7 protein-coding genes and 3 pseudogenes are annotated in these 9,724 nt (G+C 67.6%); 8 read left to right on the top strand and 2 right to left on the bottom strand.

Annotated features, from left to right (window positions below):
- Positions 1-60: 60 nt before the first annotated feature.
- Both parC and BMG07_RS37650 read left to right on the top strand, forming a co-directional pair.
- Positions 61-2,472 (top strand): DNA topoisomerase IV subunit A, encoded by a 2,412-nt coding sequence (gene parC, locus BMG07_RS37655; RefSeq protein WP_198088757.1) that lies wholly within the window; start codon positions 61-63, stop codon positions 2,470-2,472.
- Positions 2,472-2,663: a hypothetical protein gene (locus BMG07_RS37650; RefSeq protein ID WP_198088756.1), complete on the top strand. Its 192-nt coding sequence runs from the start codon at positions 2,472-2,474 to the stop codon at positions 2,661-2,663. The genes parC and BMG07_RS37650 overlap by 1 nt, the downstream gene beginning before the upstream one ends.
- On the opposite strand, the gene BMG07_RS37645 is transcribed toward BMG07_RS37650, so the two are convergent.
- A complete protein-coding gene (locus BMG07_RS37645) occupies positions 2,660-3,391 on the bottom strand; it encodes an MBL fold metallo-hydrolase (RefSeq protein WP_307867274.1) in 732 nt (243 codons plus the stop codon). The genes BMG07_RS37650 and BMG07_RS37645 overlap by 4 nt on opposite strands.
- A gap of 47 nt (positions 3,392-3,438) precedes the next feature.
- Here BMG07_RS37645 and BMG07_RS43585 point away from each other — a divergent pair, with 47 nt between their 5' ends.
- From BMG07_RS43585 to BMG07_RS37635, 3 genes and pseudogenes are all read left to right on the top strand, one after another.
- Complete coding sequence (locus tag BMG07_RS43585) at positions 3,439-3,618, top strand: hypothetical protein (protein WP_269759793.1); 180 nt, start codon at positions 3,439-3,441, stop codon at positions 3,616-3,618.
- A gap of 411 nt (positions 3,619-4,029) precedes the next feature.
- Positions 4,030-5,621 (top strand): annotated as a pseudogene (locus tag BMG07_RS37640) (esterase/lipase family protein).
- Between the two features lie 23 nt (positions 5,622-5,644).
- Positions 5,645-6,175: a cysteine hydrolase family protein gene (locus BMG07_RS37635; RefSeq protein WP_198088755.1), complete on the top strand. Its 531-nt coding sequence runs from the start codon at positions 5,645-5,647 to the stop codon at positions 6,173-6,175.
- A gap of 18 nt (positions 6,176-6,193) precedes the next feature.
- On the opposite strand, the pseudogene BMG07_RS37630 reads toward BMG07_RS37635, so the two are convergent.
- A pseudogene (locus BMG07_RS37630) lies at positions 6,194-7,881 on the bottom strand (hypothetical protein).
- A gap of 143 nt (positions 7,882-8,024) precedes the next feature.
- On the opposite strand from BMG07_RS37630, the gene BMG07_RS37625 reads away from it, so the two are divergent.
- The 3 genes and pseudogenes from BMG07_RS37625 to BMG07_RS37615 all read left to right on the top strand — a co-directional run.
- The gene (locus BMG07_RS37625) at positions 8,025-8,696 is read left to right on the top strand and encodes an amino acid ABC transporter permease (RefSeq protein ID WP_198088754.1); all 672 of its coding nucleotides are present in this window, start codon (positions 8,025-8,027) and stop codon (positions 8,694-8,696) included.
- 27 nt (positions 8,697-8,723) lie between these two features.
- Positions 8,724-9,377: an amino acid ABC transporter permease gene (locus BMG07_RS37620; RefSeq protein ID WP_198088753.1), complete on the top strand. Its 654-nt coding sequence runs from the start codon at positions 8,724-8,726 to the stop codon at positions 9,375-9,377.
- Positions 9,378-9,541: 164 nt separating this feature from the next.
- Positions 9,542-9,724: pseudogene (locus BMG07_RS37615) on the top strand (ABC transporter substrate-binding protein); the annotation flags it as partial.

The following is a 9,724-nucleotide window of genomic DNA, read 5'->3' as shown; positions in this document are numbered from 1 at the left end:
GCGCCCATGGTGGCCATGACCGAATAACAAGCAACACAGATCTTCCGAGAACGACAGACGATGGATTCCCAACCTCCGCTCGACCTTGCAGGCCCCACCGACGGCGACACCACGCTGACGCTTGCCGACTACGCCCAGACCGCCTATCTCGAATACGCGCTGAGCGTGGTCAAGGGCCGCGCGCTGCCCGACGTGTCCGACGGCCAGAAGCCGGTGCAACGGCGCATCCTGTACTCGATGTCGCGCATGGGCCTGGGCTTCGGCGGCACCAACGGCACCGTGGGCGCCAAGCCCGTGAAGAGCGCGCGCGTGGTCGGCGACGTGCTCGGCCGCTTCCACCCGCACAGCGACCAGGCCGCCTACGACGCGCTGGTGCGCATGGCGCAAGACTTCTCTCAGCGCTATCCGCTGGTCGACGGGCAGGGCAATTTCGGCAGCCGCGACGGCGACGGCGCCGCGGCCATGCGCTACACCGAAGCGCGCCTGGCGCGCATCACCAGCCTGCTGCTCGACGAGATCGACGAAGGCACGGTCGACTTCATTCCCAACTACGACGGCAGCACCGAAGAGCCGCGCCTGCTGCCCGCGCGGCTGCCGTTCACGCTGCTCAACGGCGCCAGCGGCATCGCCGTGGGCCTGGCCACCGAAATCCCGAGCCACAACCTGCGCGAGATCGCCGACGCCTGCGTGGCGCTGATCAAGTCGAACGGCACGCTCACCGAAGAAGAGCTGTTCGCCATCGTGCCCGGCCCCGACTATCCGGGCGGCGCGCAGATCATCAGCAACGCGAGCGACATCGCCGACGCGTACCGCACCGGCCGCGGCTCGCTCAAGGTGCGCGCGCGCTGGAAGATCGAAGAACTCGCGCGCGGCCAGTGGCAGCTGGTGGTCAACGAGCTGCCGCCGGGCGTCAGCACGCAGAAGGTGCTCGAAGAGATCGAGGAAATCACCAACCCCAAGGTCAAGGCCGGCAAGAAGGCGCTGAGCGCCGACCAGACGCAGCTGAAGGCCGCGATGCTGTCGGTGCTCGACGTGGTGCGCGACGAGTCCAGCAAGGACGCCGCCGTGCGCCTGGTGTTCGAGCCCAAGACCTCGCGCATCAGCCAGGAAGAATTCACGACCACGCTGCTGTCGCAGACCTCGCTGGAAACCTCGTCGTCGATCAACCTCACGATGGTCGGCATCGACGGCAAGCCCACGCAGAAGTCGCTGCGCCAGATGCTCAACGAGTGGATCGCGTTCCGCCAGGTCACCGTCGAGAAGCGCTCGCGTCACCGCCTGAACAAGGTGCTCGAGCGCATCCACATCCTCGAGGGCCGGCAGCTGGTGCTGCTGAACATCGACGAGGTGATCGCGATCATCCGCGCGGCGGAAGACCCGAAGGCCGCGCTCATTGCGCGCTTCAACCTCAGCGAACGCCAGGCCGAAGACATTCTTGAAATTCGCCTGCGCCAGCTTGCGCGGCTCGAAGCCATCAAGATCGAACAGGAGCTGTCGGGCCTGCGCGACGAGCAGAAGAAGCTCGAAGACATCCTGGGCAGCCCCGCCGCATTGCGCCGCCTGCTCGTGAAGGAAATCGAGGCCGACGCCAAGACCTTCGAAGACCCGCGCCGCACGCTCATCCAGGCCGAGAAGCGCGCCGTGGCCGAAGTGAAGGTGGTCGACGAGCCCGTCACCGTCATCGTGTCGCAGAAAGGCTGGGTCCGCGCGCAGAAGGGCTGGGCCAGCGAGAAGGCGGCCGCGGCCAATGGCGCGAACGGGGAAAAGGGCGCGATGCCCGAGTACAGCTTCAAGTCGGGCGACGCGCTGTACGGCGCCTTCGAATGCCGCAGCGTCGACACGCTGCTCGTGTTCGGCAGCGCCAAGGACAAGAGCGTGCGCGTCTACACCGTGCCCGTGGCCTCGCTGCCCGGCGCGCGCGGCGACGGCCAGCCCGTCACCACGCTCATCGAGCTCGACGCCGGCACGCACGTCACGCACTTCTTCGCCGGCCCCGTGGGCGCCGGCGTGCTGCTGGCCAACACCGGCGGCTACGGTTTCATCGCCACCGTCGAGAACATGATGTCGCGCCAGCGCGGCGGCAAGGCCTTCATCGACGTGGGCGAGGGCGAGCAGCTGTGCCGTCCGTCGCTGGTCGGCGGCGCGAGCGGCGCCGAGCCGATGCCGGCTGCCACGCACGTGGCCTGCGCCTCGACCGGCGGCCGCATCCTGACCTTCGACATCGCCGAACTCAAGAGCCTGCCCAAGGGCGGCCGCGGCCTGACGCTGATCGACCTCGAGGCCAAGGACACGCTGGCAGGCGCCGCCGCCTACACGCGCAGCGTGAAGATCGAAGGCATCGGGCGCGGCGGCAAGGAGCGCGAGGAAACGCTTGAAATCCGCACGCTCAACAACGCACGCGGCAGCCGCGCGCGCAAGGGCAAGGCGGCCGACCTCGGCTTCAAGCCGACCAGCATCGTGCGGGTGCAATGATGGGCGGCATCGACGTCAGCGTCATCGGCATCTTCATTGCCGTCGTCACGGGCCTGGGCAGCTATGTGCTGGGCAAGCGCATGCGCGAGAAGCGCGCGGCGAAGAAGCGGGAGAAAGACCGCATTGCTTCGCAAGCCGGCGAGACGCGGCAGGTGCGGCGGGCGCGGGAGCGCAAGGAGCGGGGCGGCTAGCGCAGCCCCGTCCACCACCGCGTATTCGTCCGCGCCGCCCCCACCGTCACCACCTCCCCGATCACCGGCGTCGCCAGCTCGATCTTCTTTGCTTCAGTGAGGTCCGCGATGCGGTCCAGCGGGTCGTGCCAGGTGTGGAACGCCAGGTCGAAGGTGCTGTTGTGGACCGAGAAGAACACCTTCCCGCGCAGGTCTTCGAAGGCCTGCACGCTCTGCTCGGGCGTCATGTGCACGGCGGGCCACATGGCGTCGTAGGCGCCGTTTTCCATCAGCGCGATGTCGAAGCCGCCGAAGCGATCGCCGATCTGCTTGAAGCCCGGGAAGTAGCCCGAGTCGCCGCTGTAGAAGATGCGCTGCTCGCCGCTTTGCACCACCCATGAGGCCCACAGCGTGCGGTCGCGGTCGCCCAGGGTGCGGCCCGAGAAGTGTTGCGCGGGCGTGGCGGTGAGCTTCACGCCGTCGTGCTCGGCGCCTTGCCACCAGTCGAGTTCGGTCACGCGCTCGGCGGGCACACCCATGACGACCAGCCGCGTGCGCACGCCCAGCGGCACGAAGTAGTGCCGCACGGTCTTCGAGAGGTACTCGATGGTGGCCACGTCGAGGTGGTCGTAGTGGTCGTGCGAAAGAATCACGCCCTCGATGGGCGGCAGTTGCTCCAGCGCGATCGGCGGCTTGTGAAAGCGCTTGGGGCCGGCCCATTGCACGGGCGACACGCGTTCGCTGAACACAGGTCGATGAGCCAGTACTTGCCGCGCAGCTTGAGCAGGTGCGACGAGTGGCCCAGGCGCAGACGTGGTTGGAGCCGGTGTCGAGCGCGTCGAGTTCGGTGCGCTCGAGCGCCTTCACCGGAATGGCGTCGACGGGCACGCTGTCGACCTTGCTGCCCACGATGAAGCGCGACCAGATGCGCCATGCGCTGGCCTGCTGCGGCAGGTCGGGGTTGGCCATGTTGTGAAAGCCGCCGTCGCGGAACTGCGGCGAGTTGTCATAACGCGCTTCGGTGCCGCCGGCGCGCCGCAACCCGCGACGAATGCGCAACTGGCGGCCGCCAGCGCGGTGCCGCGGCGCAGCAGTTGAGGCAGGTAGGAGCCCTGCGAACCTGAATCGTCAGCCATGGGGGTGCCTTCTGGATTGTGTTTGTCGGATGGCGCGAGACTAGCCACGAAGCAGGTTTCAATGGTTTCAGCCGTAGAAACATTCGGGGAGCAGGGGATTGTTCGAGTGACCGCGGCGCTCGAGGCGGGCGCGCCCTGAAACAGCGGCACAGAGCAATCCGCCAGTCCTATGCCATGCGCGATATGGCGGCTCCCACAGCCCATCGGCAAACTGGAAGGCTTCATCGACCAGAGAACGAGGCGGCAGGTTCATGAGCAGCAATCGCTATCCCATCATCTACGTGCGCGGCTATGCCATGACCGAGGCCGAGCGCGACGACACCGCCGCCGATCCGTTCTGCGGCTTCACGTCGGCTCCACCGTTTACCGCGCCACGGTCAAGAAAGAAGCGCCGGCGCAGAAGTTCGTCTTCGAGTCGCCGGTGGTGCGGCTGCTGGCCGACTTCCAGTACCAGAGCGTCTACCAGAACGGCCTGGACATTCTCGACCCCGACTGGAAGCCCTCGCCCGACGAGAACGGCAAGGACGTGGACGGCATCGACGGCGCCTCCGTCATCATCTACCGCTACTACGACGCCGGCTCCGAGCTGCTGGGCGACGGCCAGTCGCGCGACGTCAAGGTCTACGCACAGGGCCTGAGCCAGCTGATCCTGCGCGTGCGCGACCTCGTGGCGCTGCGCGAGGGGCCGGGCTATTCGAAGGCCGACTTTCGCTGCTACCTCGTCGCGCATTCCATGGGCGGGCTCGTGGTGCGGGCCTTCCTGCAGAACCCCGCGCTGGGCGACGCCGCCGCGCGCGCCTGCGTCGACAAGGTGTTCACCTACGCCACGCCGCACAACGGCATCGACATGGGCGGCATCAACGTGCCGGCCTGGCTCACGGCGGCCGAGATGAACACCTTCAATCGCGACAAGATGTCGGAGTTCCTGGCCACCGCGCCGGTCAACGGCCGCATGGACTACCTGCCGGCCTCGGCCTTTCCGGCCGAGCGCTTCTTCTGCATGGTCGGCTCCAATCGCGGCGACTACGAGACCGCCAAGGGCCTGTCGCGCATGTTCGCGGGCCACGGCAGCGACGGGCTGGTGCGCATCGAGAACGCCTCGCTCTGGTCCATCGACGACGCCGGCACGAGCCGGCCCGTGGCCACGGCCTTCGCCTTCCGTTCGCACTCGGGCTTCTTCGGCATCGTCAACTCCGAGGAGGCCTACCAGAACCTCACGCGCTTCCTGTTCGGCGACGTGCGCGTCGACCTGTGGTTCGACATCGACGGCGTCACGCTGCCGCCCGACCTGCCGGCCGGCGCCGACGTCGATGCGCTCTACCAGGTCGAGCTGCTGGCCGCGCCGCGCGGCAAGCGCTGGTACCTGAGCCGGCGCGTGGCCGAAGAAGACTCGCCCGCCTGCCGCACGCACAAGGAACTGACCAACCCCGCCACGGCCGGGCGCCGCGCCGTCTACCTGTCGACTGTGTTCCTGGCCAACAAGGCCCGCGTGAAGCAGGACCGCCCCACGCTGGCCTATGCCATGACGCTGGGCGTGCGCGTGCCCGACTACCAGGTCAACAACAAGTTCTGGCTCGACGGCCACTACGAGGGCAGTTCGCTGTTTCGCGACACGCTGGTGATCGAACTCGCGCCGCCTGCCGCGAACGACGCGGCGCAGAGCTGGAGCGTCAAGTACGGCTGGCAGACCGACACGGCGGGGCAGGCCTCGCTGCCGATCAGCCCCACGCAGCTGGCGGGCGGCAAGCTGACCTTCACCGTGCCGCTGTCCAGCCTCGGCGCCGCGCCGGCGGCGCCCGGCATCACCGGGAAAGTACGGCTGGAAGTGAGCGCCTGGAACTGAAGGCCAGCGGCTACGATGGCCGCATGAAAACAGCCGTCCTCGTCATCGATGTGCAGCGCGGTCTCTGCGACGACCCGCCGCGTCCCCATGAAGCCGCCGAGGTGGTGCAGCGCATCAACGCGCTCACCGGCCGCGCCCGCGCCGCCGGCGTGCCCGTGGCGTTCATCCAGCACGAGAACGCGGTCGACCTCGAGTTCGATTCCGAGCGCTGGCAGCTCGTCGGCGCGCTCGACACCGACGCGCGCGACGCGAAGATCCGCAAGACCACGCCCGACTCTTTTCTGCGCACGCCGCTCGACGCGTGGCTGTCGGAGCATGCGGCCAGGCGCGTGGTGATCTGCGGCTATTCGTCGGAGTTCTGCGTCGACACCACCGCGCGCCGCGCCGCCGCGCTGGGCTACGACGTGGTGCTCGCGGCCGACGCGCACACCTCGCACGACAAGCCGCACGCCACGGGCGCGCAGATTCGCGCGCACCACAACGCCACGCTGTCGAGCATCACGAGCTTCGGTGTGCCGATTCGCGCGGTGGCCAGCGCCGACATCACCTTCTGACCGGCCCGCCCGGGCTGTTCAATCCGCGCCCGAGCGCCACACCCGCGCCAGCGCGGCCATCTTGCCCCTGAAGCCCAGCCGGTCGTTCGACAGCGCGTCGATGAAGTCCGACAGCCGCTGCGACTTCACCATCGTGTAGATCGTGAGCCATGTCGTCGCGGCGAACACCACGCCGAACCACAGGGCCTTGCGCCACAGCGGCGCATCGGCTTCGGCCAGCAGGTTCATGCCCAGGAAGCCGGTGGTGATGGTGCCGATCAGCCCGAACAGCGTGACCACCGTGAGCCGCACCACGGTGCTGGCCTGGCGGCGCAGGCTGTCGGCGTCCAGGTAGGTGTTCATGTCGGCGATGCGCGCCTTCACCTCGTCGTAGAGCGGGTCCAGCCCCAGGTGCGTGGCGCACATGTGCGACAGCGCGCGCACCTGCGCCTGCTCCGAGATCTCGTGGAACCAGTAGCGGTGCGTGAAGCGCAAAAAGCGCTCGAAGCTCGCGCGGATGGCGCGCTTGAACTGCTTCACGCTCGGCGTGTGGCGGATGTCCAGCCGCTTGAGCGCCTCCACCAGCTGGTCCGAGAACATCAGCAGCGACGCCTTCTGGAAATGCGCGATGAGGAACAGCAGGAAGTGCTGGTGCCTGAACTGCGCGAGCACGCCGCGGTCGCGGCAGCAGAAGAATTCGGAATGCGCGTCGCCCACCACGATGAGCGCGTGGCCGTTGCACAGGTAGCGCGTGTTCGGCGCCGCGCCGGCGTTGACCCAGAAGCGGTCGTAGCAGTACTTGTGCTCGAAGTCCGCCAGGTGGTGCGCGGCGTAGGGCAGGTGGGCATCGGTGCGCCCGCGCCCGTGACCAGCGCAAGCCGCACGAAGTCGTCGCGCGTGAGGCGGCGCGGATCGTCGAGCGACAGGTACGCCATGACCGGCATGCGGTAGTACTCGATCTGCCGGTAGCGCAGCACGCCCGGGTCTTCCGAGTGGTCGCTCACCAGCGGCTGCATCAGGTAGGCCCAGTGCGACGAGATGCGCGGCGCGCGGTGCTGCGCCACGTGCGAGAGAAAGGCCTCGCGCTGCTGCGCGTCGGAACTCGCGAGCACGCGCCCGTTGCCGTCCAGCCATTCGACGCTGGCCATGCAGTGCAGGGCCGAGCCGTCGGCCTCCCAGCCCGAGGGGTACGCGCGGCCGAAGCGGTAAAGAATGTCCTGCGCCTGCGCAAGGCTCAGGTGGTCGGCGCCGACCTCCAGGTTGAGCAGCACCACGTCGATGTCGAAGAAGAAGTACAGGTCGCAATGGATCACGTCCAGCGTGACCGGCGCCTCGCCGGGCTGCGCCACCACGCGCACGGCCGCGATGTCGTGGCGGCGAAAGATGCGCATCGGCGAGTCGCCGTCGGTGGCTCCCGCGCCGCGCGAGCGGCCTTCGCCGTACAGGAAGCGCTGCACGTACGGCAGGAAGCTCACGAACTCGTTGTAGTGCCGCTCATGGAAGCGGCTGCTGTCGCCGGTGTAGTCGTCGACCTCCTCGCGCCACGGCGAGGCCTCGCCCATGTCGCGCAGCACGTGCCAGGGGCCGTGGTGCGCGGCCGTGGTGCCGGGCGCGGGCATCAGCCGCACGGGCCACAGCAGCGCCTGCCTGAAATGCTGCACGGTGGGCGGACCGGCCAAGGGGGTGGCTGTCTCTGCGGACAGGGTGGCTGCGGGTGGGTTCAGCATCGCGCCAGTGTAGGCAGCCGGTAGGACAAAACGACCACCTAGGGGAATCCCTAGGTGGGTCTGAAACCGGTTTCATATAAGCTGCAAGCATTGCTTTTCAAGGCTCGCACGCGCACACCCCGACCCACCCGCGCTCGCCCACCATGAACTACCAGTTTCAATTCGACGCCGTCTTTGCCGCCTGGCCGCTGCTGCTCAAGGGCACGTGGATCACGGTCCAGCTCTCGCTCATCGCCACCGTGCTGGGCCTGGTGGTGGCCATCTTCTGCGCCTGGGGCAAGACCTCGGGGCCGGGCTGGCTGCGCTTCATCGTCAATGCCTACATCGAGGTGATCCGCAACACGCCGTTCCTCGTGCAGCTGTTCTTCTTTTTCTTCGCGCTGCCGGCCATCGGGCTGCGCTGGTCGCCGCAGACGGCCGCGCTGGTGGCCATGGTGGTGAACCTGGGCGCCTACGCCACGGAAATCATCCGCGCGGGCATCGAGTCGATTCCCAAGGGCCAGATCGAGGCGGGCAGGGCGCTGAACCTCAAGCCCTGGGAGATCTTCCGCTTCGTGATCATCAAGCCCGCGCTCAAGGCCATCTACCCGGCGCTCACCAGCCAGTTCATCCTGCTGATGCTGAGCTCGGCCGTGGTGTCGGTCATCTCGGCCGACGACCTGACCTCGGTGGCCGCCAACCTGCAGTCGCAGACCTTCCGCAGCTTCGAGATCTACATCGTGGTCGCGGGCATCTACCTGGCGCTGGCGCTGGCCTTCTCGGCGATGTTCAAGCTGATCTACAAGCGCACGCTCAACTATCCGGACCGCCGGTAACCCAGACGACGGACGGAGCACCACACCATGCGTACCTTCGGTTTTCCCGAATTCCTTTTCATCCTCGAAGCGGCCAAGTGGACGCTCGCGCTGTCGGCCATCGCCTTCGTGGGCGGCGCCATCCTCGGGCTCGTCATCGCGCTGATGCGCACGTCGGACTCGTCGTGGGCGCGCGGCATTTCAACCACCTTCATCCAGATCTTCCAGGGCACGCCGCTGCTGCTGCAGCTGTTCCTGGTGTTCTTCGGCGCGCCGGTGCTGGGGCTGGACATCAACCCGTGGGTGGCCGCGGGCGTGGCGCTCATCCTCAACAGCGCCGCCTTCCTCGGCGAAATCTGGCGCGGCTGCATCGAGGCCATTCCGCGCGGCCAGTGGGAAGCGGCCGAGGCGCTGAGCCTGAAGTACACGGCCCGCATGCGCGACGTGGTGCTGCCGCAGGCGCTGAAGATCGCGCTGGCGCCCACGGTGGGCTATGTGGTGCAGATCATCAAGGGCACGTCGCTGGCGGCCATCATCGGCTTCGTCGAGGTCACGCGCGCCGGGCAGATCGTCAACAACGCGACCTTCCAGCCGCTCATCGTGTTCTCGGTGGTGGCGGCGATCTACTTCGTGATCTGCTGGCCGCTGTCGCTGCTGGCCGCGCGCATGGAGCGCAAGCGCGCCCGGGCGCTCGCAAGATGAGAACTCCCCCAGTCTTCGCGCACTTCGTGTCGCTTTCGCCAACCCCCTCGCCGGGGGCAACACCAGCGGCCCGGCAAAGCCGGTTCCGCGGTGTTCCACGAATCGATCGTCAACCACGCTGATTTTTCTCGTCGCTTCCTTTCTTTATTCAGGAGACACATCCAATGACCCGTACCACCACCCGCCGTGCTGCCATCGCAGCCTTGGGCCTCGGCGCCGCGCTGACCGTGTTCGCACCCTTCGCCTCGGCACAAACCGTGGCCGACATCAAGAAGAAGGGCGAGATCACCATCGGCATGCTGGTCGACTTTCCGCCCTACGGCACCACCGACGCCAAGAACCAGCCC

The sequence above is a fragment of the Variovorax sp. E3 genome, from assembly GCF_016082275.1.
Lineage (GTDB): Bacteria > Pseudomonadota > Gammaproteobacteria > Burkholderiales > Burkholderiaceae_C > Variovorax.
Note: the sequence above shows the minus strand (reverse complement) of the source record. Positions and strands in the feature narration are given on the sequence as shown.